Consider the following 18,630-nt stretch of genomic DNA (forward strand, 5'->3'; position numbering starts at 1 on the left):
GGAAGGTAAGGATGGAAACCCGTGCCAACTACACCACCATAGGCGCATTTACCCTGATCGTGATCGTTGCCGCGTTCGCCTTCGTCTATTGGTTCGCGCGGCCTCAGGACTCAGAGGGTCGGAAGACCTATGAGATCGTCTATTCCGGCACCGTGAGCGGGCTGAGGCAGGGCAACAACGTTCTGTTCAACGGCATTCCCGTCGGGCAGGTGTTGCAGCTGGGCCTGGTCCCGGGGGCGCCCGACGAGGTTCTGGTGCGCATCGGCGTTCAGCCGACGGTGCCGATCCTCGCCGATGCGCGTGCAACGCTCGAGTCGCAAGGGCTGACCGGCATCGTCGCGGTCAGCATTCGCGGCGGCGCGGCCAATGCGGCGCCGCTGCCGATCGGCCCGAACGGCTTTCCCCGCATCGAAGCCGAAGGCGGCACGGGTATCGCCAGCTTGGTCGAGACCGTGCAAGGCGTGGCGCGGCGCGTAAACACCGTGCTTGAAGCCATCGACCCGCAGAAGGTGGCCGCCATCGTCGCCAATGTGGATACCTTTACGAAGGCGGTATCCGACAAGTCCGAGGATGTCGGCTCGCTCCTGAAACGGGTGAACGATCTGTCCGGCCAGCTGAACGACCTCGCCAGCAAGGCGGACGGCGTGCTGGACAATCTGAAGCGTGCCACCGGCGACAAGGACGGGATGGTGCAGCAGGTGTCCGATGCGGCTGCATCCGTGCGCCGCCTCTCGGACAATTTGGATAAGCGCACCGCCGATCTTGCGAGCCAGATCGAGAAGTTTACCGGCCCCGGCCTGCGCCAATACGAGGCGCTGGCGACGGACGGACGTCGCACGCTCTCGGAAATCGAGCGCGTCTTCAAAAATCTGGAACGCAACCCCCGCCAGTTCATCTTCGGCGGCAGTTCCGTTCCTGAATACAGGCGGTGAACCGTGATGATCCGCCAGCCGAGGGTGAGTAACGTGTCCCTTTCTCCGCGCTACCCTGTGCGGCCGTTCCTGGCCCTCATGACGGCGCTGGCGCTGACCGCTTGTTCGTCAGCGCCGGTGCCGACATTCGACCTCTCGGCTCCCGGCAATTTCACGGCGCGCGGAGCGGGCAACGGGCAGATGGTGGTGCCGATTCCCACGGCCCTGGCCGCGCTCGACACCGAGAAGATCCTGGTGGAACCGGCACCGGGGCAGATCACCTACCTTGCCGACGCGCAATGGGGCGACCGCCTGCCGGCGCTGCTCCAGGCGCGCACCATCCAGGCGTTCGAGAACGGCAGCAAGCTGCGCCGGGTCGCGCGCCCGGGTGACGGGATCACGGCAGAATATCAGCTCAACATCGACATCCGCACCTTTGGCGTGCGGGTGGAGAACGGCACCTCCACGGCGGTGGTCGAGCTTTCCGCCAAGATCATCGGCAATGCCGGCGGCCGCATCCTCGCGGCGCAGGTGTTCTCGGCGCGCGTGCCCGTGGCGACCGTCAACGGCGCGACCGTGGCAGCTTCGCTAGATGCCGCATCCAACCAGGTGCTGGTTGAGATCGTGCGCTGGGCATCCGTGCGCTTTTGAGCGCACGATCAATTTCGTCTCTTTGCCGCTATCCCGTCGGGCCGATCACGCCGGCGGGATAGCCGTGCGCGGCGCTTTCCGAACCCTTGCGCCGGAAGAATGTGCTCGTCGCGCACCTCTCCATGGCCTGCGAACATGAAAAAGGGCGGGATCACTCCCGCCCTTTTTCATGTCTATCTGTGCGCGGCTGGCCTCAGTCGAAGCGTCCCGCCGCATGGGCGAGCATGGTGTAGACCTTGCCCGTATCCGAGGTGAGGTAAGTCTTGGTCAGCACGTTGCCTCGGTCGTCCGCCGCCACCTGATCGAGCAGGCGCTCGAATTCGGCGACATAGCGGTCCACGATCTCGTGGAATTCCGCGTCGGAGCGATACTTGCGGCGCAGTTCCTCGAAGGTCTGCTGGCCCTGCATCGTGTAGAGCTTGCGCGTGAACACGTTGCGCTCGCCGCGCTTGTAGCGTTCCCACAATTCCACGGCCGCCTGATGATCGATCATGCGGGCGATATCCACCGAGAGCGAGTCAAGCGACTCGATGGTGTGATGATGAGGCCGGTCGCGTGCAGGGCGGGGCGCGGGGCGCACCGGCTCCGGCTTGGGATCCAGCTTGGCTTCCGCCAGATCGCCGGACGCGCGCGCCAGAAGCTCGGAAAGCCAGCCTTCGCGGGTATTTTCTTCGCTATCGCGCGGCTGCGGGGCGCGGGCGGCGGGGCGGGTCTCCTGCGTCCGCTCGGCTGCTGGTTCCGGCCGGCGTGTGGCCGGGCGGCGGTTCGGTTCGAACGGACCAACGACGGGAGCGCTCGGCGGCTCGGCGCGGGTGCGCACGGGCTGGGCCTGGGTCGGCTCGGGACGCATGTCGCGCGGGGCCTCTCGCACCGGTTCGCGGCGCACCGCCGCCTCGCGAACGACCGGGTCACGCGCTGCAACATCCCGTGCCACAACGCGGCCCGCGGGTGCCGCGACATCGGCCGTCTGGCCTTGCCGCGCTACGATCTCGTTCAGCTCCGCCAGTGCCTTGATCTGCTCGGCAACCGCGCGCCGCATGGTTGCGGCGCTGGCCTCGGTCTCGGCGGGCAGTTCAAGGATGCCACGCTTCATTTCCTCGCGCGCCAGCTCGATGGACTGCTGCACCTCCTGCGCCGCGCCCTTCAGCTCGCGCGCCACATCGTTGAAGCGGCGGCCGGTGTCCTCGAACAGGCCGTTCACATCGGTCAGCGCGGATTGGTAGGTGCTGGTCAGCGCCTGCATCATCCGCTCGCGCTCCGCATCCGAACTGGAGCGCATGCGCTCCATCTGGCTTTCGAGTGCCTTCGAGGAGCTGCTGGCCGAATCCGCGACGATGGCGGCGATCTCGCGGGCCCGCTTCTGCGCGGTCTGGAGCGACTGCTCCAGCGTGCCGTGGAAGCCCTGAAGCCGGTCGTCGAGATCCTGCACGCGTTCGGTGAGGGCCGTGGCCAGCTGCTCGATGGACGCACGCCGGTTGGTGAGGGTCTGGTCCACCTGCTCGTGGCTCTGGCCCAGCGCTTCGGAGGCGGCGCGCACCAGCCGGCCCTGTTCCTCGAAGCGGGTGGTCAGGCCGGCGATATCCTTCAAGGCGCCCTGGGTGAGGGTGCGCAGGGTCTGAACCTGCGCATCCATCTGGCCCAAAGTCGCGCTTGCCGCATCGCCCATCAGGCCCACTGAGCTTTCAAGCGCCTTCACTTGATCGGCGAAGCCACCCTCGAACTGGGTCAGCGAGGCCACCACATTGCTCATGGCCTCCTGGAAAGTGCCGTTGGCGGTATTGAGCCGCTCGACGATGCCCTGCACGTCCGCCTGGAGCGTGGCGTTGGTGGAGGTGATCCGCTCCACCGCGCTCTCGCTGGTGCTCTGGAGCGCCGCCAGGAAGCTGCCGCTCTTCGCATCGATGAGATCGCCGATTTCGTTGAGGCGCGTGCCCAGCGTCGCAGAGACGCTTTCCGCCTGGAGGGAGAGGCCGCGCCCGACCTTGTCCGCGAGTTGCACGAGGTTCCGCTCGACCGTGCCGGCTTCGCTCGACATCTGACTGGTCACCGCTTCCACGCGGCTGGCGAGGCTTTCGGCGACGGCAAGGCCGCGCTGCTCCAATCCCTCCGTGACCTCGGCCAGGCGGCCGGTCACGAGGTCCTCGATGCGCGCCACGCGCCCGTCGAGCATGGCGGCGATTTCGTCGGCACGCGTGCCGATGGTGCGGCTCGCGAAGTTGGCGCGTTCGCCCACCATGTCGCTGAGCGCGCGGCTGCGGGTCGCGAAGAAGGAGTCGAGCTGGTTGAGAGACTGGTCGAGCGCCGCGTTGGTGGCGTCCGTACCTTCGGCGAGGGTCTGCGTGATATGGGCCGTGCGCGCTGCCACCTTGTCGGCGATGCTGTCCGCCCGTTCGCCGAAGAAAGCGTCCAGAGATTCAAGCGATTGGTCGAGGGCCGCACCGGTCGAACGGGTGCCCTCGGTGAGTGTGCGGGCGATGTCCGCGGTGCGGTTGGTCAGCGTGTCGCTGAGGCTCTCGGTGCGCTGGTTGAAGAAGGCTTCCAGTGTGTCGAGCGATTGTTCCACTGCCGCATGGGTGGCGCGGGTGCCTTCGTTCAAGGCACGAGTGATTTCCGTGGTCCGGTTGGCCAATTCCTCGGTGAGGGTCTGGCTGCGCTGGGCAAACATGCCGCCGAGGGAGTCCAGAGACTGCTCGACCGCCGTCTGAGTGGAACGGGTGCCCTCGGCGATGACGTTACCGATCTCGCTGGTCCGGCTGTCCAAGGCCTCGGTGAGCGCCTGGCTGCGCTGCGTGAACAGGTCGTTGAGGGTGTCGAGCGACTGCTCGACCGCGGCCCGGGTGGTGCGGGCGCCGTCCGCGATCGTGTTGCTGATCGCGCTGGTGCGGCTCGCCAGTTCCTGGGTCAGGGCCTGGGTGCGTTCCGCGAAGAAAGCGTCGAGGGAGGAGAGGGTGCCGTCCAGCGCCAGCTGGCTCGATTGCGTTCCGTCCGCCAGCAGCTTGGTGATCTCGGCAGTCCGGTCGGCAAGGGCGTCCGTCAGGCTTTCGGCCCGGGCGTCGATGGTCTGGGCGATGCGCGCAACGCGCTCATCCAGGGTGGTCGCCGCCGCCTGGGTGGCGGTGCCGAAGCGCTCGTCCATGGTGTCGAGCGCGCCGCGCAGAGTCTGGTTGAGCGTGTCGACTTGATTGGCGATGCCGTCCACCAGGGCCGGCGCGTGTTCGCGCAGGGTGCTGTCGAACGTGCTGACGCCATCGCGTACGGCCCGAGCCATGAGGGTGCTGTCGCGCCCGATGCGGTCCGCAAGCTCGCCGCCGCGAACCGTGATGGTCTCATCCAAGGCCTTGAGGCGCCCGTCGAGCATGTCCTCGATCGCTTCGCTCTTGGCGGTGATGGTGGTGACCAGCAGATCGGCGGTCTCGCTGAACGCCTGCGTCACCTTGCTGCCGCGCGAACCGATGGCCTCGGTCACCTCGGTGCCGACGGTACCCAGGCGGTCGGTCATGTCGGTGCCGGCGCGGGTGAGGGATTCGGCGATCTCATCGCCCTTCTGCACCAGGGACGCGGTCACCTGGATGCCACTCTGCTCCAGCGCTTGCGCGAGGCGGTCGCCGGTGTCGGCGAGGCGATCCTGTAGCGCATCGCTTTGCGCCGCGATGGTTTCGTGAATGCGGTTGCCGGTTGTCTCGATGCGGTCAGCGAAATCACCGCCATGGAGCGAGATGGTTTCCGCGACGCGGGCGCCGGTCTCCTCAAGCTTGCGCACCACTTCGCCGCCGCGCGTGGAGAATTCCTGCACCATGTTTTCGCCGGTCCGGCGTAGCGTATCCGTGACGTCGCCGACGCGCTCGGCGATGTCCTGGGTGATCTGGACGCTGTTGGCCGTGAGCGTCTCGGCAATGACCGTGCGTGAGGATTCCACGCCCGAGTAGACCTCGTCGCTCCAGCGCGAGACGAGCAGGGACACTTCGGTGGTTGCCGACATCAGCGAGGCGCTGAGGTCGTCGGTCCGTGCCTTGAGGGTGCCTTCCAGCTTTTCGCTCGCCTGGGCGAGATCGGCGCGCAATTCGGTGCCGGTCAGATGGAGACGGTCGATCACCTCGTTGCTCTTGGCATTGATGCCGTCCGCGACCGTGTCACCGACGCGGGCGAGCGTCTCGACCATCTGCTCGCCCTTTTCAGCGAACATCTCACCCGCCCGGTCGGCGGCCGCGAAGATATTCTCCTGCATCCGCTGGGCCGTGTCGTTCATGTCCGCAACGCGCTCCGCCATGTCGGTGCTGAGACGGGCACTGTTGGCGGCAAGCGTATCGGCGATAACGGAGCGGGTGTTTTCAACATTCGCGCTGACTTCCTCGCTCCAGCGGGAAATCATGCTCGCGAGTTCGCCGCTCGAGCTGAGAAGGCTCGCGTTCAATTCTTCGGTGCGGCTCTTCAAGGTGCCTTCCAGCTTTTCACTGGAGCGCGTGAGGTTGTCGAGAATTTCGCCACCGCGCTGGGTGAACACGTCGGTGACGCGCTCCGCGGCCGTGAGCACGCCGCTTTCCACGCGGTCGGCGATTTCCTTGATGTCGGTGGACAGCAGGCTGTCGGCATCCATGATGCCTTCGCGCAACCGGTCCGTGTGGATCAGGATGTTCTGGCGTTCGGCCTGAAGCTCTTCGATGAGGTTCCGAATGCGGATCTCGTTGCCTTCATAGGCGCGCTCAAGGATCGACACCTCGTTGCGGACCACGGCTTCGAGCTCGGCGGCGCGAGCCACCGCGCGGTCGAGGCCTTCGCCCATGGCGGCCACTTCGCGGCGCACCGCCTGGCCGACCGAAACCACCGCATCGGTGCCGAGGGATTCCGGCTGGGCCAGGCGCAGCGCCACTTCCGTCATGGAGCGGGCGATCAATTGCAGGTCACGCGAGCGGCGCACCATCGCGGCCATGGCGAAGAAGGCGAGGGGCGGCAGGATGAGGCCCGCAACGATGGTCAGAAGCGCGGGAGACGCAAGAATGGCATTGACGCCATTGGCCTCGGCGAAGGCGGCGGAATGGGACGCCACCGCATAGGCGACGCCGAAGGCGATCCACACCGCCGATGCCGCGAGCGCCCACCAGAACGGAGCGGCCGAGGAGCGGCGCTGCAACTGGCTGAGCAACTGACCGACCGTCTGGCGATCATCGTTGGCGGCACGGCGGCCGGCGACATCGACCCTCGGACGGCGCCCGGGAGACCTTCCATCCCGCGCTGGCGGTGCCGGCCTTTCGTCCGCCGCAGAGGTAACCTCCGCATCGTCGAGGGGCAGGGTCAACGCCTCCTGGATCGCCGAGAGGGCGGCCTCGGTGGGATCCTGGATCTTCTTCGGGGTCTTCATTGTGGCCGTTCGCCTCTGTCGCGGGGATGGATGTGCGAGCACGTCAATCGCCCGAACTTCGCTCGAAATCGCCGGGTCGCGGAGAGCAAGCGCCTTCCTGAACCAGACGGTTTACCTTACCTTATCTTAACTATGAGCCGGTGGTGATTGGAACCACACCCGGCCACACATGTGAAGATATCGTTAACAACAGCGCCGTCTTAGCTCTGGCCTTGCAGATCGACGGCCGTTATAGCCGCCCCAGCGGGCATGCACGCCGCTGCCCGCTGCGGAACCTGTGGGACTGACTAAGACATGCCGCGCATTACATTCGTTTCCTTTGATGGGGTCGCGCGCACTTTCACGGCGCCGGAGGGCAGTACCGCCATGGAGGTTGCCGTCCGCCACCTCGTTCCCGGCATCGATGCGGAGTGCGGCGGCGCCTGTTCATGTGCCACCTGCCACGTCTATGTGGACGAAGCATGGCGTGAGGCGGTGGGAGAACCACAGGGCATGGAAGAAGACATGCTCGATTTCGCCCGCGACGTGCGTCCGACCTCGCGCCTCTCCTGCCAGATCGTGCTGGATGCGAAGCTGGACGGCCTGGTCCTGCACACCCCCGAATTCCAGGGCTGAGGCCGCTTCAGGCGCAAAACCTTCCGCTCGTCGATGTGGACCGCCATGGCATGGGCGCACCCCGCTCATGCTTCATTTACGTCTCGTAGCCACAATATCGCCTGGGGCGACGAGGATACACCATGGCAAGAGTCACCGCTTCGGCCGAGAGATATGCTGCCGTGCCGTCCTTGAGTTTTCATCCGCCGACCATCCTGGTGTTCGATTCCGGGCTGGGCGGCTTGTCGGTTTTTCGTGAAATCACACGGCTGCGGCCGGACGCGCATTATGTCTATGCGGCGGACGATGCCGGATTTCCCTACGGCGCGCTGAGCGATTCCGCGCTCTCCGGCCGCGTCTGTGACGTGATGGACGGTCTCCTTCCGGCCGTGCGTCCGGACATCGTGGTGGTCGCGTGCAACACCGCTTCCACCTTGGCTCTTCCGGTTCTCCGGGCGCGGTATGGCGTGCCCTTCGTCGGCACCGTGCCCGCCATCAAGCCCGCCTGCGCCGCCTCCGTCTCGCGACGGGTGAGTGTCCTCGCCACGCCCGGAACCGTGCGGCGGGACTATACGAGCGCCCTCATCCGGGAGTTCGCGAGTTCCTGCCAGGTGGCCCTCGTGCCGAGCGAGCGGCTGGCCGGCATTGCTGAATCCCTGATCCAGGGCATTCCGGTCGATGACGCCGACATTCGCGCGGAGATTGCGCCCTGCTTCGTCCGTGATGCCGGCGGGCGCACCGACACGGTCGTTCTCGCGTGCACCCATTATCCCCTGATCCTCGATCAGCTTCGCCGGCTTGCGCCATGGCCGGTCGCCTGGGTGGATCCGGCCGAAGCCATCGCGCGGCGGGTGGTGTCGCTGCTCGGCCCCACCGCGTTTGCCAGCAGTCCCGGCCCCGTGCGGCTGATCTCCACGGGCCGGGCGATGGACGCGGCCTTGGTCGGCGGTCTCGTGCAGCGCCGCGTCGAAACGCCGGAGATTTTGCCCACGCGTCTGGCTGTGGCATCCTAGCCGCCAATCGGGAACACCATTGTGAGCCTCAAGCTGGACCGCCGCACCTTCACGACGGGCCTAATCGGCGCGGGTCTCTCGGGTATCCTTGCGTCATCTGCGCAGGCGCAGAGCGCGGCCCAGCCTTTTCCCGTCTGGGTGCAGAAGTTCCGCGCCCGTGCCCAGGCGCGCGGCGTCTCCGATCAGGTCTATGACCGCGTGTTCGCCGAGGTGGTGCCGGACAAGAGCGTCTACGCGCAGGATCGCTCGCAGCCGGAATTCCAAGAGCAGACCTGGCAATATCTCAATCGCCGCGTCTCCGACTGGCGCATCGCCACCGGCAAGAAGCGGGCAACGGAATATGCCGCGCTGCTCGGCCGGATCGAGTCAGATTTCGGCGTCGATCGCCGCATCATGCTCGGCTATTGGGGCATGGAATCGGCCTTCGGCGACGTGGTCGAGAACCCCAAGCACATGAAGCCGGTGTTCAATTCCCTTTCGGCTCTCGCCTGGGGGGAACCCCGCCGGCGCAAATATTGGGAAACCGAGCTTCTCAACGCGCTGGTGATCGTCCAGCGCGGCTGGGGCACGCCGAGCGAGATGGTCGGCTCCTGGGCCGGAGCCATGGGCCACACCCAGTGGATGCCGGAAGTCTGGCTCAACATGGGCGTGGATTATGACGGCAACGGACGCATCTCGCCGTTCGGAAAGCCCGACGACGCATTGGCCGGCACGGCCAATTTCATTCTGAAGCGGGGCAAATACCGGCGCGGGGAGCCGTGGGGCTTCGAGGCGCGCTTGCCGGCCGGCTTCAACATGGCGCAAGCCGACGGCAAGACCACGCGGACCCTTGCCGGCTGGGGCGGCCTCGGGGTCACAACCATCGATGGCCAGTCGCTGGCGGGCTATGACGACAATGCCCGGCTCTGGCTTCCCGGCGGCAACGGTGGCCCGGCGCTGCTTCTGCTCCACAATTTCTATGCGGTCCGCTCGTACAATCCTTCGTCAAACTATGCGCTCGCGGTCGCGCACCTGGGCGACCGCGTCATGGGGGAGGGGCCTTTCGAAACGCCCTGGCCGGGTGGAGAGCGGGCCCTGACCTTGCCGGAGATCCAGGAAATCCAGCAGCGGCTGACCGCAATCGGCTTCAACACCGGCGGCACCGACGGGCGGGTGGGGCAGGACACCATGCGCGCCGTTCGCGGCTTCCAGCAGAGGATCGGCCTTTCGCCTGCGGACGGCTATCCCGGAATTGCGGTGCTAGAGGCGCTGCGCAAGGCGCGGTGAGCCTCCACCACCGCGTGAAAGTTCCGGTACAGCCGCTCGGCTTGGGCTTTGAAGATCGGCAGGAGGTGGGCGACATCCTGCTCCAGGATCGCCTGACCACCTTCGCCGGTGATGCTTTCGAGCGCGCAGCGATATTCGTCGATGACGCCCCATTCGGGGACCGTCTCTTCGGTCAGCTCCACATGATACTGGATGCCGAAGGCGCTCGCCCCAACCTGAAGCGCCTGGATGGGGCAATGGGCGTTTGCCGCGAGCACCACGGCGCCCTCGGGCGGCGCCGTCACGGCCGCGCCATGCCATTGCAGCGTTGGAAAGCTGGCCGCAGTGCCCGCAAACAAGGGCGAGGCCGCGCCGTCCGAAGTGAGCGCGACATCGCGAACCCCAACTTCCGGCGTCGGCATAAGAGCCACGGTCCCACCCAAGGCATCAGTCAGCAATTGATGCCCGAAGCAGATGCCGAGATAAGGCCGGCTGGCGCGCACCCAGTCGCGGATGGCCTGCTTTTCGGCGACGAGCCAGGGATGCGCCTCTTCCTGCCACACATCCATGGGGCCGCCGAACACCATGAGAGCGTCGTAGGGCGCGAGATCGGGGATGGCTTCCCCCTCGTCCAGCTCGATCGCGTCCCATTCGACGCCGTCGGCCGTCATGAAGTCCCGGAAGCTGCCGGGATGCTCGGCGGCTGCGTGTTGAAAGACCAGAACCTTCATCGGCGGCATCCCATGGCGGTGGTGCTGCGGTGCAAAATAAGACGGGCGGCGCCGCCGGCAAAGCACTATGCGTTGACAGCGCGGGCATCTGCGACTAGAAGCCCCGTTCTCGCTGGGTGAGCAATCCCCCGGCGGGAAGGCTATTTGGCGTTTCACGCACCCGTGGACCTTCGGCAGCGCGCCGCAGGACCTGTCAGTGGATTTTCGAACGTGTTCGGAAGCCGCAGAGGAGGGGTCGCGATCCAAACCCAATGAAAACGAAACTAAGGATCCGCGTTACATGAGCAAGCGCATTGCGGCGAAGCATAAGATCGATCGCCGTATGGGTGAAAACATTTGGGGCCGCCCGAAGAGCCCCGTGAATCGCCGCGAATACGGCCCCGGCCAGCACGGCCAGCGCCGCAAGGGCAAGCTTTCGGACTTCGGCGTGCAGCTGCGCGCCAAGCAGAAGCTGAAGGGCTATTATGGCTCGATCGGCGAGAAGCAGTTCTACGCTGTCTATGTCGAAGCTTCCCGCCTCAAGGGTGACACCGGCGCCAACCTGATCGGCCTGCTCGAGCGTCGCCTCGATGCGGTGGTCTATCGCGCCAAATTCGTCCCCACCGTGTTCGCCGCCCGCCAGTTCGTGAGCCACGGCCACGTGAAGGTGAACGGCCGCCGCGTCAACATCCCGTCCTACCTGGTGAAGGTCGGCGATGTGATCGAGGTGAAGGATTCTTCCAAGCAGCTGGCCCTGGTGCTCGAAGCATCCCAGCTCGCCGAGCGCGACGTGCCGGACTTCCTGGAAGTCGACCACAACAAGATGGCTGCCACCTTCGTGCGCATCCCGGAGCTCAATGAAGTGCCGTATCCGGTGCAGATGGAGCCCAATCTGGTCGTCGAATTCTATTCACGCTGATCGAACAGATCGCAGGATTTTTGGGAAAGGCCGCCCTCGGGCGGCCTTTTCTGTTTCTGGGCGAACGACGTGGGGCCGGTGCTCAGACTTCCCAGTCCAATTGCAGCACGCCGGGCTTGGAAGCGAGCAACTCCAGGAGCGCGGGCGCTTCCGCTACGCTGCGGACCGACCACCACAGGTCGAAATGCAGTTCGCGCTGTCCCGTGACCGGCTCCACCCGCAGCGAATAGTGGCGCACCTTCATGGCCGCCTCTTCCAGGAGCTTGCGGATCACGGCTTCCGAGGGTCCGTCGCGCCCGAGGACCAGGCTGAGCTTGACCGGCTTCTTGTGCGCCATCTTCTCTTCGATCCGCTTCAGCCCCCACAGGGTAAGAAGCCCGAGCCCGAGCGCCATTCCGCCCAATGCGAATTGGCCGGCACCGAAGCACAGGCCCATCACCGTGACGTACCAGAGGCTGGCTGCGGTGGTGACGCCCAGCGTCAACCCTTCCCGATGGAGCACCGCGCCGGCGCCGATGAAGCCGACGCCGGTGAGGATGCCGAGCGGCAATCGCATTACATCGGTCTGCACGAAGGAGTCCGGACCCTTGCCACTCAGCGTCAGCAGCAGATTCGCACTGATCATCGCGACGCAGGCTGCGATTCCGACGATGATGTTGGTGCGTAGGCCGGCGGCGCGCTGCTGGGTGCCGCGATCAAGCCCGATCAACCCACATGCGATGAAGGCGCAGGCGAGGCGCAGGGCGATATCGGCCCAATCGGGGTGAAGCGGCATGACGGGCTCCGGCTAGGTGCCCGCCAAGCATAAGCACGTCCGGAGCGGAAATGCGCTGCCTACCAGGACCAGACGCCGAAGCCGACATAGGGGCCGGGTGCGGGAGGAGGCCCGTAGAAACGCGGCGGCGGCGGGTAGAAAAGCACCGGGGGCGGCGCGGCATAGACCAGCGGGGCCGTCGGCGGCGCGATCACGATGGCCGGCGCGACCGGCACGGGAGAGGGGCCGGGAACCACCACCACGGGACCGGGCTGGATATAAGGCGGGGGACCGTCGAAGCCGAGATAGGCGGCCGATACATAGGCCGGGCCGCGCCAACCGATGCTGCACCACGCCGGCGTGCAGCTCATGACCTGCACGTTCATGCCCCGCACGAGGCTGCCTATGACCGGAAAGTTTGTGCCCGGGCCTGCGCGGACGTTCAGATCGCCCAGCACCGTCGCGGAATCGGCATATGCGAGCGAGGCCGGGGCGACCAAACCGAACGCGGTGACCAGGATTCGAATCAACGCCTTCATGATTCACGCTCCAACATTGCGCGCCGCGGCACCTCGCTCCTGGCGGATCGACGGTTGGCCGACAGCCGGGGAGCATCCGATCCCTTGGAACGGCTGCTCCCCATTTGCATCGGGAACACTGCGTGAAGCTTGCACCGCAGGTGAAAGCAAAAAAGCGGAGGCTCAGCCTTCCGAACGCACTTCCAGCACCGCCTGGGCAAGGAACTCGTCCATGTTCCGGCGAATCTGATGTTCCGAAACTTCCACGCCCTTGGCGTCGAAATCGGTCCGCAGTTTGCGATAGACGTCCTCGTCGCCATGCTCTTCGAGATCGGCGACGACCACTTCCTTGGCATAGGCCTGCGCGTCTTCCTCGGACAGGCCGAGCTTCTCCGCAGCCCACAGGCCCAGCAGCTTGTTGCGCCGCGCCACCGCCTTGAAGCGGATCTCTTCGTCGAGCGCGAATCGCTTTTCGAACCCCTCCTCGCGCTTGTCGAACGTCGTCATGGCAGCCCTCATCTTGACGTTTCCGTGACCGGGGATCGCTCATGTCCGAACGTCACCCTCGCGGCCCTTGAATATAGGCGCGGCCATCCCAGATCAATGTGACGCAACGGACCGGGACGGCTCATCGACCCCTGTGGACCCAATACGTTGTATCTGGCGCGCCAATCGGCTAGTGTTCGATCAGGCGCGTTCTGTGCTGCGAAACAGCCCCAGCGCGCCCCGCCAAGGAGCGTCACCGAAAACGGAGCCTTGGCAAACCCATGGATTTCCTCAATCGACGGTATACACCCATGAGCCGCCGCCGCCGCATTTACGAAGGCAAGGCGAAGGTCCTCTATGAAGGCCCCGAGCCTGGAACACTCATCCAGCACTTTAAGGATGATGCCACCGCCTTCAACGCCAAGAAGCACGAAGTCATTGACGGCAAGGGTGTGCTGAACAACCGCATCTCCGAGTATATATTCTCGCGGTTGAACGACATCGGCGTGCCCACGCACTTCATTCGCCGTCTGAATATGCGCGAGCAGCTCATCCGCGAGGTGGAGATCATCCCGCTGGAGATCGTTGTGCGCAATGTCGCTGCCGGTTCGCTGTCCACGCGCTTGGGCATCGAGGAAGGCACCGCGCTGCCGCGTTCGATCATCGAATTCTACTACAAGAACGATGCCCTGAACGATCCGCTGGTTTCCGAAGAGCATGTCACGGCTTTCGGGTGGGCAACCACCCAGGAGATCGACGACATCATCGCCCTTGCAATCCGCGTGAACGATTTCCTCTCCGGCCTGTTCCTCGGGGTCGGGATTCGCCTGGTCGATTTCAAGATGGAATGCGGCCGGCTGTGGGAAAACGACATGATGCGCATCGTCGTTGCTGACGAGATCAGCCCCGATTCCTGCCGTCTGTGGGACGTGAAGTCGAGCGACAAGCTCGACAAAGACCGGTTCCGCCGTGACATGGGCGGGCTGGTGGAAGCCTATACCGAGGTCGCGCGCCGGCTCGGCATCATCGCCGAGAACGAGCCGATCCAGGGAACTGGGCCGGTGCTCGTCAAGTGAGCTTGTGACCTTTGACCCTAGCTGCTACGCGGGGGCCGAAAGGCCCCCGCTTCTGTTGTGAGTGATGTTCAATGAAGGCGCGCGTTATCGTCACGCTGAAATCCGCAGTGCTCGATCCCCAGGGAAAGGCCATCGAGGGCGCGTTGCGTTCGCTCGGCGTCTCCGGTGTGCAGAGCGTGCGTCAGGGTAAGGTTTTCGACGTGGAGCTGGCCGGCAATGACCGGGCGTCCGCCGAGGGCGCCTTGAAGGAGGCGTGTGACCGCCTCCTCGCCAATACCGTGATCGAGACCTACAAGGTCGAGTTTGCAGAGTGATAGAGTGTGTTGATGTCACCGCTCGCCTCTGACGCGAACGAGGGACTCATGGCCGATCTCCGCATCGTCCGCCGTCACGATCGCAAGGGCCACGATTGCAAGCCCGCCCTGGCGAGCCCGGCTTCGTGGCCCCGTATTGAAACTGGTATAGTCTCCGGCCCCATTTCAACCTGCATGGCCGCTTGGGCCTCCTGCCGGTTTGAACGCGCGGATATGCACTGATCCCATGAAATCAGCAGTCATTCTCTTCCCTGGATCGAACCGCGAGCACGACGCCGCCCGCGCGCTGAAGCTCGTCGCCGGCTCCAATGTGAACATCGTCTGGCATGGCGAGAGCGAACTGCCCAAGCACACGGACCTCGTGGTGCTGCCGGGCGGGTTTTCCTACGGCGACTATCTGCGCTGCGGCGCGATCGCCGCGCGCGCCAACATCATGGGCGCGGTCCGCGCGCATGCCGAAAAGGGCGGCTTGGTGCTGGGCATCTGCAACGGCTTCCAGATTCTCTGCGAAGCCGGCCTGCTGCCGGGCGTTCTGGTGCGCAATGCCAAGCTGCGCTTCGTCTGCCGCGAGGTCTTCCTGCGGGTGGAGCGGGCGGATACGGCGTTTACGCGCGCCTATCGCAAGAATGAACTGCTACGCATTCCCGTCGCACATGGCGAGGGCAACTACACCGCCGACGAAGCGACCATCAAGCAATTGGAAGCGGAAGGGCGCATCGCCTTCCGCTATGCCCGCGCCGACGGCCAGATCGACCAGGCCGACGGGCCGAATGGCGCCATCAATGGCATCGCCGGCATTTATTCCGAGAAGCTCAATGTTCTCGGCATGATGCCGCACCCGGAAAATAGCATCGAGGCTCAGATCGGGCGGACCGACGGTCGGGGCCTGTTCGAAAGTCTCGCCGCTGCGCTGAAGGTGGCGGCTTAGCCGCCCCGCGCCCTCGGATTGGATCGCACCCGTGAACATGATCCCCAATACCCCGCGCATCACGCCCGAACTGGTGGCCGAGCATGGCCTCAAGCCGGACGAGTATCAGCGCTTCGTCGAATTGATCGGGCGCGAACCCACGATCACCGAGCTCGGCATCGTTTCCGCCATGTGGAACGAGCATTGCTCCTATAAATCCTCGAAGGTCTGGCTGCGCACCCTGCCGACCACGGGGCCCCGCGTGATCCAGGGGCCCGGTGAGAATGCGGGCGTGGTGGACATCGGCGGCGGGCTTGCCGTCGTGTTCAAGATGGAGAGCCACAACCACCCCTCCTTCATCGAGCCCTACCAGGGCGCGGGAACGGGCGTCGGGGGCATTCTGCGCGACGTGTTCACCATGGGCGCCCGGCCCATCGCCGCGCTGAACGCCCTGCGTTTCGGCAATTGCCACCACCCGCGCACCCGCCAATTGCTAGCGGGCGTTGTTGCGGGCATTGGCGGCTACGGCAATTCGTTCGGCGTGCCTACCGTGGGCGGCTCGATCGGCTTCCACGGGCGCTACAACGGCAACATCCTGGTCAATGCCATGGCCGTCGGCCTCGCCAAGACCAATGAGATTTTCTATGCGGCGGCCGCAGGCGTGGGCCGTTCAATCGTCTATCTCGGCTCGAAGACCGGGCGCGACGGCATCCACGGCGCGACCATGGCCTCGGCCGAGTTCGGCGCCGATGCCGAGGAGAAGCGCCCGACCGTGCAGGTCGGCGATCCGTTCGCGGAAAAGCTGCTGCTGGAAGCCTGCCTGGAGATCATGAAGGCGGGCTGCGTCGTGGCGATCCAGGACATGGGCGCCGCCGGCCTCACCTGCTCGGCCGTCGAGATGGGCGCCAAGGGCGACCTCGGCGTGGAATTGAATCTCGATGCAGTGCCCTGCCGCGAAACCGGCATGAGCGCTTATGAGATGATGCTGTCCGAAAGCCAGGAGCGCATGCTCATGGTGATCGCCGACGGCAAGGAGGCCGAGGCCGAGGCCATCTTCAAGAAATGGGGCCTGGACTTCGCCGTGGTGGGCAAGACCACCGATACGTTGCGCTTCGTGGTGAAGCATAAGGGCGTGGTGGAAGCCGATCTTCCCATCAAGGAACTCGGCGACGAGGCTCCCGAATATTACCGTCCGTTCAACGAATCGCCCCCGCGCCCCGTGCTGACACCGGCGGACGTGCCGACCAGCGTAACGCTCGCCGACGCGCTGGAGCAGATGCTCTCCTCTCCCGACCTCTGTTCCAAGCGGTGGGTTTGGGAACAGTATGACCATCTCATTCTCGGCAACACCGTCCAGAAGCCGGGCGGCGACGCGGCCGTCGTGCGGGTCGAGGAAGGGCCGAAGGCGCTCGCCCTCACCACGGACGTGACGCCGCGCTATTGCGAGGCCGATCCCTTCGAAGGCGGCAAGCAGGCGGTCGCCGAAGCCTGGCGCAACCTCACCGCCGTCGGCGCGACCCCCATCGCCGTCACCGACAATCTGAACTTCGGCAATCCCGAGAAGCCCTACACGATGGGCCAGTTCGTCGGCTGCGTGAAGGGCATCGGCGCGGCCTGCGAAGCGCTGGATTTCCCGGTCGTCTCGGGCAATGTCAGCCTCTACAACGAGACCAACGGCAAGGGCATCCTGCCGACCCCGACGATTGGCGGCGTCGGCCTGATCGACGACCTCTCCAAGACCATGAGCCTTGCCTTCAAGGCCGCCGGCGAGCCGATCTATGTGATCGGCAAGACCGAGGGCTGGCTCGGCGCCTCCATCTATCTCGGCCTGATCTGCGAACGCGAAGAGGGGGCCCCGCCGCCGGTGGACCTCGTCGCCGAAAAGCGCAACGGCGATTTCGTGCGCGCGCTCATCCTCGACGGCCTCGTCAGCGCTGCCCATGACGTATCTGACGGTGGCCTGCTGGTGGCCGTCGCCGAAATGGCGATGGCCGGCAATCTCGGTGCCGCCGTGGACAGCCATTGCAACATGGCGCCCCACGCCTTCTGGTTCGGCGAAGATCAGGCGCGCTATGTCGTCACCGCCGCCCACGGCCAGGGCAGCGATATCGTGCGGCGCGCGGAAGCGGCGGGCGTTCCCATCACCAAGATCGGCAAGACCGGCGGCGACCGCTTGATCCTGCCAGGCGACCGCTCAATATTCGTGGAAGCATTGCGCGATCGGCACGAGTCATGGCTGCCCATCTACATGAGTTCCATGTCGTGAGGGCCGAAGGCTCGACTGCGGCGCTCCCAGCGAAGGAATAAACCCATGGCCATGGATTCTCGCGACATCGAGCGGCTCATCAAGAGCGCGCTGCCGGACGCCCAGATCTCCATCGAGGATCTCGCCGGCGATGGCGATCATTATGCAGCGACCATCGTGTCGGAGGCGTTTCGCGGCAAGAGCCGCGTTCAGCAGCACCAGATGGTCTATGCCGCGCTCCAGGGCAACATGGGCGGCGTGCTCCATGCCCTCGCGCTGAAGACCTCGGCGCCTGCCTGAAACGATCGCGGGCGGCGCTCGTTTCGGCGTCAGTTGCATGGAAATTAATCAAACAATATCATTGACTTAACCTGGTTCATTGCAAACCATTCGGCGATCTCTCGCGCCAAGGTTTTGCCATGACACGCATTGATTCCCTACTCGTTGCAACCGCCGTAGCCCTAACCCCTCTGACGGCGTTGGCCGATTCGCCGAATGGGGTGAAGACCCTATCGCCCCCCGGCGCCATTAAGCCGACCGGCACGTGGAACCTTGGCACGCGCGCGGGTGACTTCGTCTTCATCGCCGGCATGCGCGGCATCGACCCGGCGACCAATACCTTGGTCGCCGGAGACGAAGCCCGCGTGCGACAGGCCTTCCTTAATATGAAGCTGATCGCGGAATCGGAAGGGGCGACGCTTCAGGATGCGGTGCGCCTCGTGGTCTATGTTACCGACATGTACCGCTTCCGTCCGATCGCCAACAAGATCCAGGAAGAGCTGTGGGGCAACGGCCCCTATCCGCCGCGGACCATCGTCGAGGTGGACCGTCTGAACCAGGACGACATCCTCGAAGTCGAGGGGACATTCTACGCTCCGGCGAAAAAATAAGTCTCGTGAGGGCATGGGTGCCCGTCGCGCCCCGCCCTTGC

At 65.2% G+C, this 18,630-nt stretch carries 17 protein-coding genes; 12 read left to right on the top strand and 5 right to left on the bottom strand.

Annotated elements, in window-relative coordinates:
• Positions 1 to 11 precede the first annotated feature (11 nt).
• Both V5F68_RS09625 and V5F68_RS09630 read left to right on the top strand, forming a co-directional pair.
• Positions 12 to 932, top strand: coding sequence for an MlaD family protein (locus tag V5F68_RS09625; RefSeq protein ID WP_394012333.1), 921 nt, complete (start codon positions 12 to 14; stop codon positions 930 to 932).
• A gap of 33 nt (positions 933 to 965) precedes the next feature.
• The gene (locus V5F68_RS09630) at positions 966 to 1,562 is read left to right on the top strand and encodes an ABC-type transport auxiliary lipoprotein family protein (protein ID WP_394012334.1); all 597 of its coding nucleotides are present in this window, start codon (positions 966 to 968) and stop codon (positions 1,560 to 1,562) included.
• Between the two features lie 193 nt (positions 1,563 to 1,755).
• Here V5F68_RS09630 and V5F68_RS09635 read toward each other — a convergent pair whose 3' ends face one another.
• Positions 1,756 to 6,918 (bottom strand): apolipoprotein A-IV repeat region-like domain-containing protein, encoded by a 5,163-nt coding sequence (locus V5F68_RS09635; protein WP_394012335.1) that lies wholly within the window; start codon positions 6,916 to 6,918, stop codon positions 1,756 to 1,758.
• Positions 6,919 to 7,212: 294 nt separating this feature from the next.
• Here V5F68_RS09635 and V5F68_RS09640 point away from each other — a divergent pair, with 294 nt between their 5' ends.
• The 3 genes from V5F68_RS09640 to V5F68_RS09650 all read left to right on the top strand — a co-directional run bounded on the left by V5F68_RS09640 (position 7,213) and on the right by V5F68_RS09650 (position 9,791).
• Positions 7,213 to 7,533, top strand: coding sequence for a 2Fe-2S iron-sulfur cluster-binding protein (locus V5F68_RS09640; RefSeq protein WP_394012336.1), 321 nt, complete (start codon positions 7,213 to 7,215; stop codon positions 7,531 to 7,533).
• A gap of 122 nt (positions 7,534 to 7,655) precedes the next feature.
• Positions 7,656 to 8,525: a glutamate racemase gene (murI, locus tag V5F68_RS09645; RefSeq protein WP_394012337.1), complete on the top strand. Its 870-nt coding sequence runs from the start codon at positions 7,656 to 7,658 to the stop codon at positions 8,523 to 8,525.
• Positions 8,526 to 8,546: 21 nt separating this feature from the next.
• Entirely contained in the window at positions 8,547 to 9,791 is a 1,245-nt protein-coding gene (locus tag V5F68_RS09650; protein ID WP_394012338.1) for a lytic murein transglycosylase, read from the top strand.
• Here the strand turns inward: V5F68_RS09650 and V5F68_RS09655 are convergent.
• Positions 9,746 to 10,501 carry a type 1 glutamine amidotransferase gene (locus V5F68_RS09655; RefSeq protein ID WP_394012339.1) on the bottom strand — a complete coding sequence of 252 codons (756 nt, stop codon included), beginning with the start codon at positions 10,499 to 10,501 and terminating at the stop codon, positions 9,746 to 9,748. The two genes, V5F68_RS09650 and V5F68_RS09655, sit on opposite strands and share 46 nt — an antisense overlap.
• A gap of 280 nt (positions 10,502 to 10,781) precedes the next feature.
• Here V5F68_RS09655 and rpsD point away from each other — a divergent pair, with 280 nt between their 5' ends.
• The gene (gene rpsD, locus V5F68_RS09660) at positions 10,782 to 11,399 is read left to right on the top strand and encodes a 30S ribosomal protein S4 (RefSeq protein ID WP_394012340.1); all 618 of its coding nucleotides are present in this window, start codon (positions 10,782 to 10,784) and stop codon (positions 11,397 to 11,399) included.
• Positions 11,400 to 11,481: 82 nt separating this feature from the next.
• Here rpsD and V5F68_RS09665 read toward each other — a convergent pair whose 3' ends face one another.
• From V5F68_RS09665 to V5F68_RS09675, 3 genes are all read right to left on the bottom strand, one after another.
• Positions 11,482 to 12,174: an MgtC/SapB family protein gene (locus V5F68_RS09665; protein ID WP_394012341.1), complete on the bottom strand. Its 693-nt coding sequence runs from the start codon at positions 12,172 to 12,174 to the stop codon at positions 11,482 to 11,484.
• Positions 12,175 to 12,233: 59 nt separating this feature from the next.
• Complete coding sequence (locus V5F68_RS09670; protein ID WP_394012342.1) at positions 12,234 to 12,692, bottom strand: SH3 domain-containing protein; 459 nt, start codon at positions 12,690 to 12,692, stop codon at positions 12,234 to 12,236.
• Between the two features lie 162 nt (positions 12,693 to 12,854).
• Positions 12,855 to 13,178: a DUF1476 domain-containing protein gene (locus V5F68_RS09675; RefSeq protein ID WP_348848101.1), complete on the bottom strand. Its 324-nt coding sequence runs from the start codon at positions 13,176 to 13,178 to the stop codon at positions 12,855 to 12,857.
• Between the two features lie 260 nt (positions 13,179 to 13,438).
• Between V5F68_RS09675 and purC the strand changes: the two genes are divergently transcribed.
• The 6 genes from purC (at position 13,439) to V5F68_RS09705 (ending at position 18,589) form a co-directional block, all read left to right on the top strand.
• Positions 13,439 to 14,233, top strand: coding sequence for a phosphoribosylaminoimidazolesuccinocarboxamide synthase (purC, locus tag V5F68_RS09680; protein ID WP_348848140.1), 795 nt, complete (start codon positions 13,439 to 13,441; stop codon positions 14,231 to 14,233).
• A 71-nt stretch (positions 14,234 to 14,304) separates the two neighbouring features.
• Positions 14,305 to 14,547 (top strand): phosphoribosylformylglycinamidine synthase subunit PurS, encoded by a 243-nt coding sequence (gene purS, locus V5F68_RS09685; RefSeq protein ID WP_348848102.1) that lies wholly within the window; start codon positions 14,305 to 14,307, stop codon positions 14,545 to 14,547.
• Positions 14,548 to 14,773: 226 nt separating this feature from the next.
• On the top strand, positions 14,774 to 15,475 hold the full coding sequence (purQ, locus tag V5F68_RS09690; RefSeq protein ID WP_394012343.1) for a phosphoribosylformylglycinamidine synthase subunit PurQ: 702 nt from the start codon (positions 14,774 to 14,776) through the stop codon (positions 15,473 to 15,475).
• 37 nt (positions 15,476 to 15,512) lie between these two features.
• Positions 15,513 to 17,720 carry a phosphoribosylformylglycinamidine synthase subunit PurL gene (gene purL / locus V5F68_RS09695; RefSeq protein ID WP_394012607.1) on the top strand — a complete coding sequence of 736 codons (2,208 nt, stop codon included), beginning with the start codon at positions 15,513 to 15,515 and terminating at the stop codon, positions 17,718 to 17,720.
• A 45-nt stretch (positions 17,721 to 17,765) separates the two neighbouring features.
• A complete protein-coding gene (locus V5F68_RS09700) occupies positions 17,766 to 17,999 on the top strand; it encodes a BolA family protein (RefSeq protein ID WP_348848104.1) in 234 nt (77 codons plus the stop codon).
• A gap of 119 nt (positions 18,000 to 18,118) precedes the next feature.
• Positions 18,119 to 18,589: a RidA family protein gene (locus tag V5F68_RS09705; protein WP_394012344.1), complete on the top strand. Its 471-nt coding sequence runs from the start codon at positions 18,119 to 18,121 to the stop codon at positions 18,587 to 18,589.
• Positions 18,590 to 18,630: the final 41 nt, after the last annotated feature.

The organism is Roseixanthobacter pseudopolyaromaticivorans (genome assembly GCF_043195145.2).
Classification (GTDB): Bacteria; Pseudomonadota; Alphaproteobacteria; order Rhizobiales; family Xanthobacteraceae; genus NCEH01.